We start from the raw sequence: 18,153 nt of genomic DNA on the forward strand, positions 1-18,153 counted from the left end.
GCACAGCGCTCGCTGACGGTGACCCGTACCCTGATCGCCGACGGCGTACCGGCCGATGCGGTGTTCGCCGCCGCCTTCGGCAGCGAGCAGCCGGTCAGCTCCAATGCCAACGAAGATGGCCGCGCGCGCAACCGCCGCGTGGAGATCGCGCCGATTCCCAAGCCCAAGGCTGCTGCGCCGGGCGAAAAGAGCGGCGATGGCAGCTGAGTCCTCGCCATTGGATGGATTGCGTGCGCTGGTGCGCGATCTCGACACCGGGTCGCGTTCGCTGCCGCACTACCCGCAGGTGCCGATGCTGGACGACGTGCGCCGCGAGTGGTCCGAGCTGCGCAGCGAACTACAGGTGCGCCGCTCGCTGCGCACCGAGGCTCCGGCCGACGGCGGCCCACTGAACTCGGCAGTGCTGGTGCAGCGCATGCTGGACACGATGCAGGCGACCAGCCCCGGGTATCTGCGCCACTTCATCGACTACGTCGATACGCTGTCGTGGCTGCAGGCGTTGCAGGATGGAGCGGTCAGTAGCGGTGACTCAGCAAAGCCCAAGCGCACGCGCAAGCCACGCAAGGCGGATTGAGCGCGCGTTGACGCCGATCTCGAACCGCGCTTCTGGACACGACATTCCTGATCCGCGCTCCTGGTAGATGCCAACCTTGGTTGGCGCTCCACAAACCGGGTAGCGCAGCGTCCATTCGCCGCTGCGTATGCCAACCAAGGTTGGCATCTACCACAGCAGTGCGCCGGTCGTTCCAACGTTCAATGCAGTAGCGCCACCCGGCCCAGTCGCAAGCACAGACGACCATGTCACCAGACAGTCATCTGTCTAGCGCACCATTTTCACGTTGATCGAACGACGCCTCCGGCGTCTGTGATCGCATCGCGCCTTCCCCTTTCATCTGCCTGAGCTCCGCTTTCATGCGGCGGCTCGCGCCTGCCTGAGTGCCTGCTCCATGACCAAGACCCTGTTGGCTGCTGCGTTGTCCCTTGCCCTTGCACCGACCGTATGGGCGCAGCAGGCGTCGACGGCCACCGACCTCGATGCCGTTTCAGTCATCGGCAGTGGCGAGGCGCGCCAGGTGCAGCGCATCACCCGCGAGAACCTGGACATCCTGCCGCCAGGCACCAGCCTGCAGAAAACGCTGAACCTTCTGCCCGGCGTCAACGCGCAGTCGGCCGACGCGCTGGGTACCAACGAACAGTCGATGACCCTCAGCCTGCGCGGCTTCAACGCCACCCGGCTGGGCTACACATTGGACGGCGTGCCGCTGGGCGATGGCGCGTACAACAACTACAACGGCCTGACCATCAACCGTGCGTTGATCAGCGAGAACATGGCAGGCGCCGAACTCGCGGTGGGCATCGGCAGCCTCGGCACGCCGTCCACCAGCAACCTCGGCGGCACCATTTCCTATACCTCCGACCGACCGGCGCAGGAACTGGGCGGCCGCGTGGTGCAGACCTTCGGCAGCGATGCCAACCGCCGCACCTTCGTGCGCGTGGACAGCGGCGAGTACAACGGATTCTCCGGCTACGTGTCGGGCATGAACGCGGTCTCGGACCTGTGGAACGACCAGACCGCGTACAACAAATCCAGCACCAAGCAGTTCAACGCCAGGGGCGTGTGGAACTTCGGCAGCGGCCAGATCACCGGCTTCGTCGACACTTCGCGCACCAGCCAGGCCGACTACTTCTATCTGTCCAAGGACGAGATGTCCCGCGGCCTCGGCTGGGACTGGGGCGGCTACGCACCGGACTGGAACAAGGCCGTGGCCAAGGCCTACTGCAACACCGCCAGCCTCAACGCGAAGAAGTGCGACAACAGCGGTCCTGACAGGGACGCCGACGGCGCCTTCACCGCCGGGCAGATCCTGCGCGATGACAACCTGTACTACCTGGCCGGCGACTTCTTCCTCGCCGACGGCTTCACCCTGCGGGCGCTGGCCTACCACCACGACGACCGTGGCGAAGGCCACAACTGGAACAGCGGTGCCTGGTCGAACAAGGGCACTGCGCAGGAAATCCCGATCATCTTCCGCAACACCATCTACACCATCGACCGCGATGGCGGCACGCTGTCGTTCGATTGGGAGCTGGGGGCGCACCGCATCGAAGGTGGCGTCTGGTACGAACGCAACACCAGCAGTGCCGAACGCTACCAGACCGCTGTGGACGGACCACGCGACCTGAGCGGCATGAACACCCTGCCCTCGGATGTGGGTGTGTTCGCCCAGCGAACGCGCTGGAAAACCCACCAGTTCTTCCTGAAGGACACCTGGCGCCTGCTTGACGACCGTCTGACCCTGGAATTCGGCGCCAAGAGCCCGCATGCCACCTCCGACGCACAGGCGCTGCCCGGCGATGCGAAGACGCCGATCTCGCCGAGCTCTAACAACCAGTTCGCCACCGGTTCGCTGAAGGCCAGCAAGAACTTCCTGCCCAGTGTCGGCGCCAACTTCCGCCTCAGCGAGCATCACGAAGTGTTCGCCAGCTACGCCGAGAACATCGCCATGTTCCAGGGCGGCTTCAAACTCGGCCCGCAGGCGGTCAGCCAGGCCACCTGGAACGCGCAGGGCAACCTGAAGCCGGAAGAGTCACGTTCGCTGGAGGCGGGCTACCGCTTCGTCACCGACACGCTGCAGGCATCGGTTGCTGCCTACAGCGTGCGCTTCGACAACCGCCTGCTGCAGTACAACCCCTGCGACTCGCGGCAGGCGGTCGGACCGACCTGCGGAAACCGCTTCTACAACGTCGGCGGCGTCGACAGCCGCGGTGCCGAACTGACCGTGTTGTGGACACCGAACGAGCACTTCAGCTGGTACACCTCGGCGTCGCTGAACCGCTCGACGTATGCCTCCAACTACATCCAGGCGGGCGTCGAGCAGCAGATCAAGGGAAAGATCCAGACCGACACGCCCAAGCAGCTGCTGGCCACCGAGATCACCTGGCGCGACAACGGCTGGTTTGCCAGCCTGCGCGGCAAGTACACCGGCGAGCGCTTCTACACCTATACCAACGACCAGGGCTTCGGCGGCTTCACCGTGTTCGACCTTGCCGGTGGCTACGATTTCGGCCAGGTCGGCTTCGCCAAGGGCATGCGCCTGTCGCTGAACGTCACCAACCTGGGCGACAAGCGCTACGCCAGCAACCTGGATTCAAGCGTGTTCGCACCCAGCGACCCGTCGGGCAAGCTGTATGTGTTCCATGCGTCGGCACCGCGCCAGGTGTTCGGTACCATCGACATCCGCTTCTGATCACCGGCCGAGGAGTCCATCGATGTCCGCTACTGCCCTGCTGTTGGCCGCGCTCTCGGTCAGCGGCTACAACGCACCGCATGAAGCCCGCGGCGTGCCACCACGCGCGGTGGACGTGGGCAGCTTCACCTACGTGGACAAGGGATTGGTCGCCGCCGGGCGATTGCCGGCAGGCACCGTGGACTTCCTCGGCGATACGCTGGGCTCGTTCTCGTCGTTGGCGATACAGCCGGGCACGTGGCGGCGCACCGAGCGTGGCTACCAGGGGGTGCTGTGGACGCTGCCCGACCGCGGCCGCAACGATCCGGAGGCCGGCCTGTTCTACGACTACGCCGGCCGCCTGGAGCGCATGAAGCTGCGCATCGACTGGCCACAGGGGACGTCCAAGGGCTTCGGCGTGGTGACGATGACGCCAGAAAAGGGGCTGGTGCTGAAGGACTACAACGGCCAGCCCTTCACCGGTGCAGATCCGGGTGATCACACGATCAACCAGCGTGGCATGGTGCTGCCCTCGCCCGCCGTGGGCGCGGGGGCCGGCAAGGTCGCGCTCGATGCAGAATCCCTGCAGTTCACAGCCGACGGCCACTTCTACATCGGCGACGAGTACACCGCCAACGTCTACTACTTCGATGCACAGGGCCAGCTGCAGGGAGTGATCGTGCCGCCGCTGGCGATCCGGCCACAACGTGATGGCAAGCCTGCCTTTGGATCGTTGGCTCCGCCGCAGACCGGGCGCCGCAACAACCAGGGCGTGGAAGGCATGAGCCTGTCGCCCGACGGCACACGGCTGTTTGTTGCGCTGCAGAGCGCCTTGATCCAGGACAGCGCGCCGGGCAATGCCGCCGGCCGCATCAATACCCGCGTGCTGGTCTACGACGTATCTGCCAGCCCGACGCCGACGCAACCGGTCGGCCATCATGTGATGATCCTGCCCGCCTATGCCCATGACGGCAAGGGCAAGCTCGACCGTACCGCCGCACAGAGCGAGCTGCGTGCATTGGACAACGAGCGTTTCCTGATGCTGGCGCGCGATGGCAATGGCCTGGGCAAGGATGGCGATGACCCGATCGTCTACAAATCGGTGCTGCTGGTGAACGTGGCGCAGGCCGCCAATCTGGTGGGCACGGAATATGAGATCGGCACCGCATCGGTGCTTGCCGATCCGGCTGACGCCATGTTGAAAACAGGCATCGTGCCTGCCCAGGTCAAAGAGGTACTGAACCTGCTCGACCGGCCACAACTGGCCCGGGCCGGGCTGGATCTGGATACAGGGCGCGGCCCGCACGCGGGACTGCTGTCGGAGAAATGGGAAGCGATGGACGTGTTGCCGGCGCTTGATCCAGAGCACCCGAACGACATATTGCTGCTTATCGGCAACGACAACGACTTCATCGCCCGCAACTGCCGCATGCAGGGCGAGCACTGCGACAGTGCTTACGACAACGACAACCGGGTGTTGGTATATCGGCTCACCCTGCCGCAGCCACTACCCGTCACGCCACGATAGATTCTGTAGAGCCGAGCATGGGCTCGGCTCTACAGAGTGCATTCCTACCCGCGCAGCGTGGCGCCACCATCCACGTACAGGTCACTCATCGCCACGTGCCCGGCCTGCTCGGACAGCAGGAACATCACTGCCTGTGCGATGTCCTCCGGCGTGGCCAGCTTCCGCAACGGAATGCCCGCCTTGTAGGTCGCCGGATTGCCAGCAATTACCCGCGCCGCGCCCTGCTCGTCTTCCCACATGCCGGTCTGCATCGGGGTCAACGTGGAGCCCGGCGCAACGATGTTGCAGCGGATGCCCAGTGGCGCCAGCTCCAACCCCAGGCAGCGGGTGAACATCGTCGCCGCCGCCTTCGAGGCGGCATAGGCGGCCATGCCGTGCCGTGGCACGCCCGCCGCGTTGGAGCTGACGGTCACGATGGCACCTTGCCTGCGCGGCGACATCACCCGCGCCAGTGCGCGACCGACATGGAACACACCGTCGGTATTGACCGCGAACACCCTGCGCCAATCCGCGTCACTGGTGTCCACGACCTCGCCGACATGCAACACGCCAGCCACGCTGGCCGCCAGCATGATCGGCCCCACCGTGGCTTCCACCTGGTCGACCAGCGCGTCCACGGCCGCACCTTCGGTGACGTCCAGTGCGAAGGCCTGCACGCGCCCATCGTCGGTCGCCAGCGCAGGCCGCTCACGATCGGTTGCCACGACCCGGCATCCTGCGTCCAGCAGCTGCCCCACCAGCGCCGCGCCGATACCGCCGGCTGCGCCGGTCACCAGCGCCACGTTTCCTTCAAAACCCGTCAACTGCACGTTGCATTCTCCTGTTGCCTGTCCCACTGCTGCAGACGCGCCGATAGCCACGGCGCCAGCTGTGCCACGGCGTCGCGGCCGGTCAGTTCGGCGTGCAGGAACGGCAGCTCGATGGCGTCCACCTGCAGCGCATGGGCCTTCCACAGTGCGGACTGCAACTGCGGCCGTGCCTGATGATCGCGTCCGGCGCGCACATGCGCCAGCGTTCCCACGAAGGGTCGGTGCTGGTGTTCGCGGATCAGTCGATTGGTTCCGGTCACCGCCCGCACCACGCCGTCGAGCACCACCTCGGGCAGGCTGCCCAGCGCGCTGCCGCCGCGCCGCAGGAAGGACAGGATGCGCGCGCGGTCGTCCAGTTCCGGATGCGCATCGGGATCGTGCCCGGCGATGGCCAACAGCGCCCGCAGCGCCGCGATCGGGTCGGGCTCCGGTTCGGCACGCCAGCATTCGCTGGGATAGGCATCGAGCAGCACCAGTTCGCCGACCTCGCGGCCGATGTCGTGCAGGCGCACGGCCATCGCCTGCGCGAGGATGCCGCCCACCGACCAGCCGAGCAGATGGATCGGCCCCTGCGGCTGCAGCGTGATCACCCGCTGCACATAGTCATTGGCCATGGCCTCGATGCTGCCTGGCAGGGGTTGCGTGGGATCGAGTGCAGGTGATTGCAACCCGTACACCGCGCGCGTTGGCTGCAGCGCACGGGCAAGCGCGCGGTAGTTCCATGCAATGCCCCCGGCCGGGTGCAGCACGAACAAGGGCGCCACGGTTGGCTCGTCGGACGCAGACAGCGCAATCACCGGGCCCAACGCGTGATCGGCATGTGCGGGCGGCTCGGCGATGCGTGCCGCCAGCGCGGCAACGGTTGGCTGCGCGAACAGGGCGCCGAGACCCAGCTCGCAACGCCAGCGCTGCTCGATGGCCAGCAGCAGGTGCACGGCCGAAAGCGAGTCGCCACCGAGGCTGAAGAAATCCACATCGACGGCCACCGGCGCTTCACGCCCCAGCGCCTGCGCAAACAGCCCGGTCAGTTCCTGTTCCAGCGGCGTGCGTGGCGCCTGCCCTGCGACTTCCTGCTGCGGCGGCTTCGGCAGCGCAGCCCGGTCCAGCTTGCCATTGGCAGTCACCGGCCACTGATCCACGCCTACGAACGCAGACGGCACCATGTAGTCGGGTACCCGCGTCAGCAGATGACTGCGCAGCACCGCTGCATCCGCCTGAGTCGACGGCACATAGGCGACCAGCCGCGCCTCACCGGGAAGATCATCGCGCAACAGCACTTCCACCCGGTCCATGCCAGGCAGCTCGCGCAACGCCGCTTCGATCTCGCCAAGCTCGATGCGCAGGCCGCGCAGTTTCACCTGGTGGTCGCTGCGCCCCAGGTATTCGACAGCACCGTCGGCCCGCCAGCGCGCCACGTCGCCAGTACGATAGATTCGTTCACCCGGCAGGAACGGATCGGCCAGGAAGCGCTCGGCCGTCAGGTCGTCGCGGCCGAGATAGCCGCGCGCCAACTGCACACCACCGAGGTATAGGTCACCTGCCACGCCCACCGGCACGGGCTGCATACGTGCGTCAAGCACATACAGGCGGGTGTTCCAGACCGGGAAACCGATCGGCACCGGGCGCGAGCAATCATCGGCCGACGCCGGCCACCAGCTCACATCCACTGCCGCCTCGGTCGGCCCGTACAGGTTGTGCAGTTCGGATTGCATTCTCGCGTGGAAGCGATCGCGCAGGGCGGCATCCAGCGCCTCGCCACTGGTGAACACGCGCCGTAGCTGCAGATCCTGTGAGGCCGGTGCAGCCAGGAACGCATCCAGCATCGACGGTACGAAATGTGCAGTGGTGATGCCATGCACGCGGATCAATCGCGCCAGCTCGGTCGGGTCGCGGTGTGCGTCCGGCCCCGCCAGCACCAGCGTCGCGCCGCACAGCAGTGGCAGGAAGAATTCCCACACCGATACGTCGAAGGTTGCCGGGGTCTTCTGCAGAATCCGGTCGTCGGCGCCGATGCCGTAGTGCTCGCGCATCCACAACAGGCGATTGACGATGGCGCGGTGCTCGATCACCACGCCCTTGGGCTCGCCGGTCGAACCGGAGGTATAGATCACATAGGCCGCATCGTCGCCCATCGGGCCCGGCCACGGTGCGGCAAAGCTCACATCGGTCCACTGATCCGGCGACAGCACCGTTACGTCTGCCAACCGGGATTGCGCGCTGGCCTCTGCCAGCACACAAACCGGCTGCGACGACGCCAGGATGCGCGCCAGTCGCTCAGCCGGGTGGGCAAGGTCGAGTGGCAGGTACGCGCCGCCTGCACGCAGTACCGCCAGCAGCGCCACCACCAGTTCCAGCGAACGCGGCAGCGCTACCGCGACGATGGTGCCCGGCCCCACGCCCAGCGAACGCAGCTGCGCGGCCAGTGCGAAACTGCGCGCCTCCAGCGTGGCGTGGTCCAGCGTCGTATCGCCGAACACCAGCGCCGGTGCCGACGGATCACGGTCCATGCCCTGCTGCAGCAGTTCGACCAGGGTGGTGTCAGGCAGCGGATGCGTGGTGGCATTGAAGCCATGCACGATCTGCTTGGATTCTTCCGGCGTCGCCAGCGGTACCGCCGCGATGTCTTCGGACTGCAGCGCCGCCGACACGAAATGCAACAACCGCCGGGCATGCGCCTTCACGTCGTGCAGACCGTACAAAGCAGGGTTTGCTTCAATCTCCAGATCCAGCAGGGTCTGTCCATCGCCACGGAAGCCCAGTATCAGATCGTCCACCGGCCCGGTGCTCAGCACCTCCAGCGAGGCCTGCACACCCGGCAGCGCCAGCGGCTTGTAGAAGGGCTGTACGTTGATCAACGGCCCGTGCAGGCGGTGCTGTGCACCGACCAGCCCGAGGTCACGACGCAGCTGCTCGCCCCGGTAGCGGCCATGCTTGCGGCCCTGGCTGAGCTGGCGCCCGATGCGCCGGCAGAATTCCTCGACGCTGGCCTCGCCGCCCGCCACCCGTAGCGGCAGTACGTTCATCACCATCGCCGGCACCCGCGCCGCAACGCTGCCCAGCCGCGCCATGTAGGGCACGCCGAGCACCACTTCCCCGGACGCGCTCATGCGGCGCACATACTCGGCGGCCAATGCAGCGAGCACATCCGGCCACGGCTGCAGCCACGATGCCGAAACCTGCAGCAGACGCTCGCGGAAGGCAGGGTCCACCGGCTGCACCCAACGCACGGCATCGTCACTGGCAGCGGCGGTTCCGGCCAGGCCGGTGGAGGCCGGCGCGCCCTGCAGTGCCTGCAGCCACCACTGCCTGTCCGCGTCGCGGCGCGCATCGCTGCGGTAGCTGGCATCGTCGGCCAGCACGCCCGCCAGCGCTGGCAAGGCGCTACCGGTGCGGCCCGCATACAGTGCGCAGACACGGTCAGTAAACAGCGCCATGCCATAGCCATCGGTGGCCAGGTGATGCACGCGCAGGTACCAGGCCCAGCGCTGGCCGCCCAGGTTGAACAGCACCTGCTGGCTCAGTCGGTCGCGGGTCGGATCAACTGCGCTGGAGCGATCGGCGTGCATCGCGGCGCGTGCCGCCTGCTGCGGATCGGCCGCAGCAGCGACATCGCGCAGCTGCAGCAATGGCGCCCGCGTGGATTCGTGCCATTGCACGGGCTTGCCGTCCTCGGCCTCGGCGAAACGCAAGGCCAACGCCTCGGCCTCGGCGGCGGCCTGATTGGCGGCAGCGGTGAACACTGCCACATCCAGCGGACCCTCGATCCACACCGCATGCGCGGTATTGAATGCCGGGTTTTCCGGTGCCAGCCGCTGGGCAAACCACAGCCCGGCCTGCGCCTCGGTCAGCGGCAGCGGCGGTCCGTTCATGCTGTCTGCGCGGCCTGCAGCTGCTGCACCACCGCCCACCATTGGCTCAGCGTGGTGTGTTCGGCCAGCTGCGAGAACTCCAGTGGCAGCCCGGTGTTGCCCCAGGCCAGCACCAGCCCCAGCATGCGCATCGAATCCAGGTCCAGATCGATCAGGTTGTCATCGTCACCGATGTCAGCCGCCTGGCAGTCCAGTACGCGGGCGACGTCGGCGCGCATGCGCTCCAGGGTCAAGGCTTCGGTCGTCGCGTTCATCACAATGCTTCCAGCAGCTGTTCGGTGGTCATCGGTACGCCGCAGGTGCGGGCAATCCAGTGCAGCGCCTGATCATGGTCGGCACGCGAGAAATCAGCCACGGCATCGGCAGCGATGAAGGTTTCGATGTCGCGCTGGAACGCCTCCACTGCCGTGGCGGTGCATCCGATGTGCGCGTATACGCCGGTGATCAGCAGCTGGTCGCGGCCACGCACGCGCATGAGAGTCTCCAGATTGCTGCGCTGGAACGCGCTGTAGCGATGCTTGACCAGCACATGCTCGCCCGGTGCCGGTGCCAGCGCGTCGATGATCGGCTCGTGGTCGGCACGACGGCCCATGCCCGGGCCCCACAGGTCTGCCTGCAGGCCACGGTCACGACGGTCCTGGTCACCGTGCTGGGCGGTGTAGAACACCGGAATGCCGTGCGTACGGCAATGCCCCAGCAGCCGCGCGATGTTGTCCACTGCCGGCCGCAGCGGCGCGTTGCCAGCATCGAAGGCGGCAAGGAAATAGCGTTGCATGTCGTGCACCAGCAAGGCGACACGATCGCGCTGGGGGCGCCAGGCGCCACGCGCCTGCGGCAGTTCTGCGGCGGTCGGCAGGGAATACGGAGCAATACGGGGCAGCGCCATCAGCGCGTTCCTCCTGTCTGTTGCAGATGACGCGCACGCAGCTGCGCGCGCAGTTCGCGGCGGCTGATCTTGCCAACCGCCGTGGTATCGAAGCTGTCCACGAAGACAATCTGATCGGGCACCTTGAACGCGGCCAGGCCACGTCCACGCATCCACGCCTTCAGCGCCGGTGCCTTGATCACCTCGCCCTGCTGGATCACGAAGGCACAGCTGCGCTCGCCCAGATAATCGTCGGGAATGGAGACCACGGCGGCATCGAACACGCTGCCATGGGCCAGCAGATGGTCTTCGATCTCCTCGGCGGAGATCTTCTCGCCCGCCCGGTTGATGTGGTCGCCGGCACGGCCCTGTACCACCAGGTAGCCGCCGGGCAGCTGCTGCACGCGGTCGCCGGTGCGATAGAAGCCATCGTCGGTGAACGAGCGTGCATTCGCCGCCGCATCGTTGTGGTAACCGCGGATGGTGTACGGGCCGCGCGTGAGCAGATGGCCGACCTCGCCTTCGGCAACGGGATGATCGTGGTCATCGACCACCCGCACCTCGTCATCGACGCTGATCGGCCGCCCCTGGCAGGCCACGATCAGTTCCTGCGGATCATCCAGCCGGGTGTAGTTGACCAGGCCTTCGGCCATGCCGAACACCTGCTGCAGCGTGCAACCGAGCCCATCAATGACCCGCCGTGCGGCCTCCGGCACCAGCTTCGCGCCACCAACCTGCAGTACCTGCAGGCTGGACAGATCGTGCTTGCTGGCCACCGCCGCCTGTGCCCACAGCAGCGCCAGCGGCGGTACCAGACCACAGCAGGTCACCTTCTCGCGCGCGATCAACGGGAATGCCGCGTCCGGGCCGGGGCCCGGGCTGAGCACCACGCGGGCACCGGCGTACAGCGCACCGAAGAAACCGGGCGAACTCATCGGAAAGTTGTGCGCCGCCGGCAGCGCGACCAGGTACACGCTGTCGCGGTCGATACCGCAGATTTCGTTGCTGGCGCGGAACGAGTAGATGTAATCGTCATGCGTGCGCGGAATGAGCTTTGACAGCCCGGTGCTGCCACCCGAGATCTGCAGGAACGCCACCGACTGCGGATCAGGATCGGCCGGCAGCTGGCTGCGGTCACCCTGCAGCGAGTCCAGCGCGACGAACTCGGCCGCATCGCCATCGATCAGCACGTGGCGTACCGCCGGCACGTCCGCCTGCAGCGCGCGCGCCAGGCCCCGATGATCGAAGCCCTCATGTACATCGGTGCTGATGTAGGCGCTGGCCTCGGCCTTGCGGGCGAAGTGGGCCAGCTCGGTGATGCGATGCGCCGGCAGTGCGTACACCGGCACCAGCCCGGCGCGGAACAGCCCGCAGATGGTGCTGATGAAACTGGCGGTGTTGCCCAGCTGCACCAGCACGCGCTCACCGGGTTGCAGGCCCAGCGCCAGCAGGCCGGCACCGATGCGCCCGGCCTCATGCCAGAGCTGCGCATAGCTCAAGCGCTCATCGCCAGCCACCACCGCGATGTCATCGGCATGGCGCTCGGCGCGTTCGCGCAGGAAACCGGGGAAGGTTTCGCCACGCCAATGACCTGCAGCCCGATAGCGCGCGACCAGCGCTTCTGGCCATTGCTGCTGCAGCGGCAGGCGGGAGTCAACGGCGGACGGCGTCATGCGGATACCTCGATCAAGGGCAGCGGGTCCTGCACGCCCAGTGCGTTCAACAGCGCAGCAAACTTGGCGGCGGTCTCGGCAACCTCGGCGGCGGGCTGCGAGTCGGCAACGATGCCGGCGCCGGCATACAGGCGCAGCTGGGTGCCCTGCAGGCGCGCGCAGCGGATCGCCACATACCAGTCGCCGTCACCCTGTGCATCCAGCCAGCCCACGGCGCCGGCATAGAAGCCGCGCGGTACCGGTTCCAGCGCACGGATGCGCTGCAGTGCGTCCAGCCGCGGGGTACCGCAGACGGCCGGCGTGGGATGCAGCTCGGCCAGCAGTGTCGCCGCCGAGGTGGCAGCGTCCTTCAGCGTGGCGTGGATGCGCGTTCCCAGATGCCACATGCTGGCGGTAGCGTGCAGCACCGGGCGCGGCTGCGCATCGATGTGGCTGCACCACGGCGACAGGCCATCGACGATGGCTTCAACCACATGGCGGTGTTCGTCGTGATCCTTTGCCGATGCCAGCAACGCCTGCGCGGCGCGCTCGTCGGCGACCGGATCGGCACTGCGCCGGGCCGAACCAGCAAGCGGATGCGACAGTACCTGCGCACCGCGCTTGCGCAGCAGCAGCTCCGGCGTCGCCCCCACCAGCCACGCCGGCGCCTGGCCGACGTCCACTGGCAGCGGCACGGCGTAGGTCGCCACCGAAGGATCGGTGCCCAGGCGGGCCAGCAGCATTTCCGGCGACAGCGCCTGCTGCGTGTGCGCCAACAGGCTGCGCGCCAGTACCACCTTGTGCAGCGTCGGGTTGGGCGCGCGCATCGCGCTGACCGCGTCGGCCACTGACGCTGCATAGTCCTGCGCGGACGGCTCAGCGGTCAGCACTCCAGCCAGCGCCGGCGCTGCCTGCGATTGCACGGGCAACGCCGGCAACAGACGCTCGGGCTGGTACAACGCATCATCGGCGCGCGGCTCGAACGGCACCGCGCCGACCAGCAGGCCCGGCCCACCGCGCTGCTGCGCGAAGAACGTCGCCACACGCTCGGCCAACGTGGCCAGCGCGCCCGCCGGCAAGGGTGCGCGACAGCCCCGCGCGTGCATTTGTTGATCGGCCTGCCGCAGCAGGAACAGTGACGCTTCGGCGCTGGGTTCCGGCAGCATCGACGCAGCCTCTGGCCACGCGCCCTGCATCAGGGAATCGTTCATGTCGTCTCCTTCATCCGATACGCTGCGGCCAGCACGCACAGCACCAGCAGCAACACGCCGACCAGCAGGTAAGGCAGGCTGGCCCCGCCGCGATACAACAGGGTGCCGAGCATCGGCCCGGCCACCATGCCCAGTCCCTGTGCCGCCGCGACCGTGCCGGCCGTCGCACCCTGTTCGTGCGCCTGCACCGCATCGGCGGCCAACGCCTGGAACGAGGGAAACACGAAACCCATGCCGAACGCCGCGAGCGCGTAGGCCGCCGGCAACTGCCAGGTCTGTTGCACCGCGGCCACCGAAGCGAAGCCGATGCCGGCGATCAGTGCGCCGAGGATGATCCAGCGTCGGGGATGCACGTCCAGCTTCATCACCAGCCCCTGCGCAAGAATCAGGCCCACGCCCACGGCAGTCAGGGCGATGCCGGCCATGCGCGCGCCTTCGGCTGCATCCAGGCCGAAGCGATCGATGGCGAAGAAGCCAACTGTGACCTGCGCGATGGTGACCGACACCATCGCCACGAACGCGGCCATCTGCGGCAGGCGCAAGCGCGGGTCGAGGCGCGACAGTGGTACGCGCTTGCGGTTCTGCGCGGCAGCCACCGGGGGCGTGGCCGGCAGGCGCCACGCCAGCAGGCCCAGCGCAAGCAGCGGCAGCAGCGCCGCCACGTACAGCGCCAACGGCAGGTTCTTGTAGGCAAGCCATCCGGCAGCAGCCGGGCCCAGCACCATGCCCAGCGCATTGGCGCTGCCCAGCCGGGCCAGGAACTTTGTGCGTTGGCCCGGTGGGGCCTGGTCTGCGATCAGCGCAGCGGCGGTTGGCGGCACGGCCGCATAGAACAGGCCCACCAGCCCGCGCGCACCTACCAGCACCAGCACCGAGACCAGCACCGGCGGTATCGTCTGCAGCGCGACATCGATGAACACCGCCAACGCGATGTAGACCAGCGTGTAGGCACTCATGGCCAGCACCAGCACGCGCTTGCGGCCGATGCGATCGCTGAGCTGGCCCCAGGGGCGAGCGGCCAGCATCCACAACACACCCGCGGCCGTGACCGATAGACCGGCATGCCATTCAGACAGGCCCAGCAGGCGGACCACCGGGCCGATGACGGCGACGAAGGACATCATCGCCATGGTGCCGATCAGGGCAGCCAACACCAGCGCCGGCAAGCCGGGAACCACAGGACGTGCATGCATGGAACACCAACCGTAACCAAGGAGGGAACGCCGGGCGCTTCCGCACCCCGCGCGACGTCGCCCTGTCAGGCGGCGACGTCATCCTTAAATGATAACGGCTCGCATTTGCATTTGATACCCATTCGCTTAACGGGCATGCACCCGCGAGTGCATCACTGCCCTGCGCGTACCGACAGCAGGCCGCGACGCTTGAACCACCACTCCAGCGGCAGGGTCACCAGCGGCGGAATCGCGGCCAGCAAGGCCAGCCCCGTTGCCCACCACGGCCAGCGCAGCCGGAGCGCCGCAAACAGGGTCACCGCCACGTACACCATGAACGCCACGCCATGCAGCGGCCCGAACAGCTTCACCAGCGCGACGTTGGCCTGCGGGCCGTACTTGAGCCACATGCCGGCAAGCAGACCGGCCCAGGTGATGGCCTCGATGAAGGCGACGATCGCGAACAGGCGTCCGGTCGGATGCAGCGGGTTGCGGTGGATCACGCAAGGCTCCAACAGTGGATGTCAAATGCGAATGATACGCAGATGCGAACGATCCGAACACCGAGGGTAGCGCCGGGCCATGCCCGGCGAACGGTAGAGCTGTTCCCACAAGGTGGACATCTACCGACGCGTATCCGGCAGGATCTGCTCGCCGATCTCACGCAGCACCTCGTCCATCGGCCGGCCGTTGTCGACCAGGTTGAACATCACATGCGCCACGCCCTGCGCGTGCACCCGCAACAGGTAGTCGCGCAGGCCATCGCGGCCCACCTTCAGGCCCAGCGGCAGCGGTTCTGCCGGCGCAGCCGGGTCGGCCTGCAGGTCCAGCAGCATCGACTGCACGAACGGCTTGGACGCGCCGCCGCGCTGGGCCAGGGCCTGCTGCCAAAGACCGATGCGCCCTTCCTGCGCGGTTTCTTCGCGGTGATAGGTGGCCCAGCCTTCGGCTTCGCGCGCGATCCACTGCAGGCTCTGCCGTGCAGTGCCGACCACCAGCATCGGAATGCGCCTGGCCGGCGCGGGAAGTACGTCGTATCCACCGGTTGCCTGCAACACCGGCGCACGCTCGGATGGTTCGGGCGACAGCGCCGCACGCAGCAGCGACCAGCGTTCGCGGAAGGTCGCTGCCCTGCTTTCCAGATCCTCGCCGAATGCCGCGAACTCCTCAGGCCGATCACCCGAGCCCAGACCCAGCACGAAGCGCCCACCACTGATCCGGTCCAACGTCAGCGCCGACTTCGCCACCTGCAACGGGTGCCGCAATGGCAGCACGATGGCCGCAGTGCCGATCACGATGCGTTCGGTCGCCGCGGCCAGCATGCCCAGCCACAGGAATGGATCATCCAGCGCGCTGGCAGTCGCATCCGGCCCCTGCGGCACCATCAACGGCACATCGCGGGTCCACAGTGCGGCGAAACCCAGATCGTCGGCCAGCCGCGCGATGCGTCGTGCCTCATGCGGATCGGCCAGGCCGTGTGCGGCCACTGGCGTCATCAGGCCAAGGCTGAGGCCCTGCGTTGGAAACAAGCGGGCATGGGCAGGATTGAAATCAGTCATGCCGCCAGCTTAGCGTGGGGCCTTGATGTCGTCCCGCCACAGGAAGTACAGCGCATGACCAGGATCCGCCCCGCCCACGTCGATGACCTGCCCGCGATCAGCGCGGTGTGCATGGCGGCGTTCACTGCAGCCGTTGCGCCCATGCTCACCGCCGAGGGCATCGCCACGTTCGGCACGGTGGCCGCTGCCTCTGCGTTCGCCGAACGCCTGCAGGGCGACAACCACATTCTTGTGGCCGAACAGGAAGGCCAGGTGGTCGGCGTGGTGGAACTGAAGGCCGGCCAGCATCTGGCAATGCTGTTCGTCGCGCCGGAACTGCAGGGGCAAGGCATTGGTCGTGCCCTGCTGCAGGCGGTGCTGCCGCAGCTGCGTGGCCCGCAGATGACCGTGCGCGCCTCGCTCAACGCGGTGCCCGCCTACGAACACTATGGATTCGTGCTGGATGGTGACGTCGGCCAGTTCAACGGCCTGATCTACCAACCGCTGGTGTTGACGGTGCCCGCTTCGGCGGGTGCGGACCTGGGTCCGCACTGATCTCCAGCCCACATGCCGTGCTGCGCGTGCGACATAAGCAAACTGCATCAGCCAGCACCCCGACCGTTCCTACAATGGGCCATCACCCTGTCCTTCGAGATGCTGCCGATGCGCGTCGCGCTTTCCATGTTGCTGCTGGCCTCGGCCCTGAGCGCCTGCTCACCCGCTTCCGCTCCGGTGCCGACGGCGCAGGCGGCAGCCACCGCCCCGGCCTCCGCCATCGCCTGGCGCCAGGGCGATGTGGATGATGCCTTCAACGAAGCCGCCGAGAGTGGCAAGCCGGTGCTGCTGTACTGGGGCGCGGTGTGGTGCCCGCCGTGCAACCAGCTCAAGGCCGGGCTGTTCAAGGATCCGGCCTTCATCGCCCTGACCGGCAAATTCGTGCCGGTGTACCTGGACGGCGACGAGGAAGGCGCGCAGGCGTGGGGCGAACGCTTCGGCGTGCGCGGCTATCCGACCCTGATCGTGCTCGACCCGCAGCGCAACGAAATCACCCGCGTCGCCGGCGGCAACGACGCGGCCGAACTGACCCGGGCACTGACCGTCGCCGCCAGCCGCCGCAGCGCCGTTGCTGAAACGCTTGCGACCGCGCTGGCCACGCCGGCCAAGCTTGGCGCCGAAGACTGGCAGGTGCTGGGTGACTATGGCTGGGAGGTGGATGCCAACCGCCTGGCCGGCAAGCGCAGCACCCAGGACGTGCTGCAGCAACTTGCCAAGGCCGCACCCGAACCGGCGCTGCAGCGTCGCTTCGCGCTGCTCGCCTTGGCTACAGCCGAGAAACCGACGACAGCGCCCACCCAGGTACGTGAGCTGTTGCAGGCCGTGCTGGCGCAACCGGCGGAAGTACGTCGCAACCGCGAGCTGCTGGGGTATGCCGGCGCCGGGCTGGTCAAGCAGGCCAGCGCCGGTCCGGCCAGCAGCAATGCCCTCGGTCAGCAGCTGCTGGTCGCGCTGGAACGTGCCGATGCCGCGCGCGGTGATCGCGCTGACGATGCCTTGTCACGCGCGCTGACCGAGCTGGCGCTGGCCCGCCAGCAGCAGCCCGAAGGCGCGCTGCCGGCAAGCCTGGTTGAGCGGGTGAAGCAGCGCGTGGCCGCCGCCGATGCCGCCGCCACCGACGCGCATGCGCGCCAGGCCACCATCAGCAGTGCCGTCTACGCGCTGCGTCAGGTCGATGACGATGCGGGCGCCGAGGCCTTGCTGCTGGCAGAGCTGAAGCGCAGCGAGCAGCCTTACTACTACATGCCGGAGCTGGCCGAACTGGCCGAGCAGCGCGGTGATACCGCCGGCGCCCTGGAGTGGTTGAAGCGTGCCTACGAAGGCGCGCAGGGGCCTGCCACGCGCGTGCAGTGGGGCGTGCTGTACGTGGAAGGCCTGCTGCGGCTGGCGCCGGATGATGCACCGCGCATCGAGCAGGCCACCGAGGCGTTGATCGCCGAACTGGACAAGCAGCCCTCCGGCTACCACCAGCGCACGCGTCAGCGCTTCGAACGGCTGGCCGGACAGCTGCAGGCGTGGAGCGCGAAGCACAAGGGTGCGGAGACGCTGGCACGGTTGCAGCAGCGGATGCAGACCGCCTGTGGTGATCAGGTTGATAGCGCCTGCAAGGATTGGTTGAGCTGAGATATTGAAAGCGCTGGCGGATGGTTCGCCGCTCCGGCGCTTTTGTTGATATCGATTGCGGCGGCGGGAGGGGCTGGCCGGGACACGCCGTAAACCCATCCTTG

At 67.4% G+C, this 18,153-nt stretch carries 15 protein-coding genes; 6 read left to right on the forward strand and 9 right to left on the reverse strand.

Annotation, left to right across the window (positions count from 1 at the left end; translation table 11 throughout):
- The 4 genes from DBR20_RS22830 to DBR20_RS08320 all read left to right on the forward strand — a co-directional run.
- A partial coding sequence (locus DBR20_RS22830) for an OmpA family protein (RefSeq protein WP_343125682.1) occupies nucleotides 1-207 on the forward strand: 207 nt, incomplete at its 5' end.
- Nucleotides 197-574, forward strand: a complete 378-nt coding sequence (locus DBR20_RS08310; RefSeq protein ID WP_108265847.1) for a DUF2894 domain-containing protein — start codon at nucleotides 197-199, stop codon at nucleotides 572-574. The genes DBR20_RS22830 and DBR20_RS08310, both read left to right, overlap by 11 nt.
- A 373-nt stretch (nucleotides 575-947) precedes the next feature.
- Nucleotides 948-3,248: a TonB-dependent receptor gene (locus tag DBR20_RS08315; RefSeq protein ID WP_108265848.1), complete on the forward strand. Its 2,301-nt coding sequence runs from the start codon at nucleotides 948-950 to the stop codon at nucleotides 3,246-3,248.
- 22 nt (nucleotides 3,249-3,270) lie between these two features.
- Entirely contained in the window at nucleotides 3,271-4,755 is a 1,485-nt protein-coding gene (locus DBR20_RS08320) for an esterase-like activity of phytase family protein (protein WP_108265849.1), read from the forward strand.
- A gap of 44 nt (nucleotides 4,756-4,799) precedes the next feature.
- Here the strand turns inward: DBR20_RS08320 and DBR20_RS08325 are convergent, their stop codons facing one another.
- From DBR20_RS08325 to DBR20_RS08365, 9 genes are all read right to left on the reverse strand, one after another.
- Nucleotides 4,800-5,564, reverse strand: a complete 765-nt coding sequence (locus DBR20_RS08325; RefSeq protein WP_108265850.1) for a 2,3-dihydro-2,3-dihydroxybenzoate dehydrogenase — start codon at nucleotides 5,562-5,564, stop codon at nucleotides 4,800-4,802.
- A complete protein-coding gene (locus tag DBR20_RS08330) occupies nucleotides 5,555-9,433 on the reverse strand; it encodes a non-ribosomal peptide synthetase (RefSeq protein ID WP_108265851.1) in 3,879 nt (1,292 codons plus the stop codon). The genes DBR20_RS08325 and DBR20_RS08330 overlap by 10 nt, the downstream gene beginning before the upstream one ends.
- The gene (locus tag DBR20_RS08335) at nucleotides 9,430-9,687 is read right to left on the reverse strand and encodes a phosphopantetheine-binding protein (protein WP_108265852.1); all 258 of its coding nucleotides are present in this window, start codon (nucleotides 9,685-9,687) and stop codon (nucleotides 9,430-9,432) included. The genes DBR20_RS08330 and DBR20_RS08335 overlap by 4 nt, the downstream gene beginning before the upstream one ends.
- Nucleotides 9,687-10,319: an isochorismatase family protein gene (locus DBR20_RS08340; protein ID WP_108265853.1), complete on the reverse strand. Its 633-nt coding sequence runs from the start codon at nucleotides 10,317-10,319 to the stop codon at nucleotides 9,687-9,689. The genes DBR20_RS08335 and DBR20_RS08340 overlap by 1 nt, the downstream gene beginning before the upstream one ends.
- Nucleotides 10,319-11,971, reverse strand: a complete 1,653-nt coding sequence (locus tag DBR20_RS08345; protein ID WP_108265854.1) for an AMP-binding protein — start codon at nucleotides 11,969-11,971, stop codon at nucleotides 10,319-10,321. The genes DBR20_RS08340 and DBR20_RS08345 overlap by 1 nt, the downstream gene beginning before the upstream one ends.
- On the reverse strand, nucleotides 11,968-13,161 hold the full coding sequence (locus DBR20_RS08350) for an isochorismate synthase (RefSeq protein ID WP_108265855.1): 1,194 nt from the start codon (nucleotides 13,159-13,161) through the stop codon (nucleotides 11,968-11,970). The genes DBR20_RS08345 and DBR20_RS08350 overlap by 4 nt, the downstream gene beginning before the upstream one ends.
- On the reverse strand, nucleotides 13,158-14,354 hold the full coding sequence (locus DBR20_RS08355; protein WP_108265856.1) for an MFS transporter: 1,197 nt from the start codon (nucleotides 14,352-14,354) through the stop codon (nucleotides 13,158-13,160). Before DBR20_RS08355 ends, DBR20_RS08350 begins: the two co-directional genes overlap by 4 nt.
- A 152-nt stretch (nucleotides 14,355-14,506) precedes the next feature.
- A complete protein-coding gene (locus DBR20_RS08360; RefSeq protein WP_229979854.1) occupies nucleotides 14,507-14,836 on the reverse strand; it encodes a DUF3817 domain-containing protein in 330 nt (109 codons plus the stop codon).
- Nucleotides 14,837-14,956: 120 nt separating this feature from the next.
- Nucleotides 14,957-15,892 (reverse strand): TIGR03571 family LLM class oxidoreductase, encoded by a 936-nt coding sequence (locus DBR20_RS08365; protein WP_108265857.1) that lies wholly within the window; start codon nucleotides 15,890-15,892, stop codon nucleotides 14,957-14,959.
- Between the two features lie 54 nt (nucleotides 15,893-15,946).
- Here DBR20_RS08365 and DBR20_RS08370 point away from each other — a divergent pair, with 54 nt between their 5' ends.
- Nucleotides 15,947-16,426 carry a GNAT family N-acetyltransferase gene (locus DBR20_RS08370; protein ID WP_108265858.1) on the forward strand — a complete coding sequence of 160 codons (480 nt, stop codon included), beginning with the start codon at nucleotides 15,947-15,949 and terminating at the stop codon, nucleotides 16,424-16,426.
- A 99-nt stretch (nucleotides 16,427-16,525) separates the two neighbouring features.
- Nucleotides 16,526-18,049, forward strand: coding sequence for a thioredoxin family protein (locus tag DBR20_RS08375; RefSeq protein ID WP_108265859.1), 1,524 nt, complete (start codon nucleotides 16,526-16,528; stop codon nucleotides 18,047-18,049).
- The last annotated feature ends 104 nt before the right edge of the window (nucleotides 18,050-18,153 follow it).

Source organism: Stenotrophomonas sp. HMWF023, from assembly GCF_003060985.1.
In the GTDB taxonomy this organism is placed as follows: domain Bacteria; phylum Pseudomonadota; class Gammaproteobacteria; order Xanthomonadales; family Xanthomonadaceae; genus Stenotrophomonas; species Stenotrophomonas lactitubi.

What these genes read in the sequence shown, in the direction of transcription:
- DBR20_RS08310 (WP_108265847.1), top strand. Translation starts at nt 197, where the DNA reads ATGGCAGCTGAGTCCTCGCCATTGGATGGATTGCGTGCGCTGGTGCGC.
- DBR20_RS08315 (WP_108265848.1), top strand. Translation starts at nt 948, where the DNA reads ATGACCAAGACCCTGTTGGCTGCTGCGTTGTCCCTTGCCCTTGCACCG.
- DBR20_RS08320 (WP_108265849.1), top strand. Translation starts at nt 3,271, where the DNA reads ATGTCCGCTACTGCCCTGCTGTTGGCCGCGCTCTCGGTCAGCGGCTAC.
- DBR20_RS08330 (WP_108265851.1), bottom strand. Translation starts at nt 9,433, where the DNA reads ATGAACGGACCGCCGCTGCCGCTGACCGAGGCGCAGGCCGGGCTGTGG.
- DBR20_RS08335 (WP_108265852.1), bottom strand. Translation starts at nt 9,687, where the DNA reads ATGAACGCGACGACCGAAGCCTTGACCCTGGAGCGCATGCGCGCCGAC.
- DBR20_RS08340 (WP_108265853.1), bottom strand. Translation starts at nt 10,319, where the DNA reads ATGGCGCTGCCCCGTATTGCTCCGTATTCCCTGCCGACCGCCGCAGAA.
- DBR20_RS08345 (WP_108265854.1), bottom strand. Translation starts at nt 11,971, where the DNA reads ATGACGCCGTCCGCCGTTGACTCCCGCCTGCCGCTGCAGCAGCAATGG.
- DBR20_RS08350 (WP_108265855.1), bottom strand. Translation starts at nt 13,161, where the DNA reads ATGAACGATTCCCTGATGCAGGGCGCGTGGCCAGAGGCTGCGTCGATG.
- DBR20_RS08355 (WP_108265856.1), bottom strand. Translation starts at nt 14,354, where the DNA reads ATGCATGCACGTCCTGTGGTTCCCGGCTTGCCGGCGCTGGTGTTGGCT.
- DBR20_RS08365 (WP_108265857.1), bottom strand. Translation starts at nt 15,892, where the DNA reads ATGACTGATTTCAATCCTGCCCATGCCCGCTTGTTTCCAACGCAGGGC.
- DBR20_RS08370 (WP_108265858.1), top strand. Translation starts at nt 15,947, where the DNA reads ATGACCAGGATCCGCCCCGCCCACGTCGATGACCTGCCCGCGATCAGC.
- DBR20_RS08375 (WP_108265859.1), top strand. Translation starts at nt 16,526, where the DNA reads ATGCTGCCGATGCGCGTCGCGCTTTCCATGTTGCTGCTGGCCTCGGCC.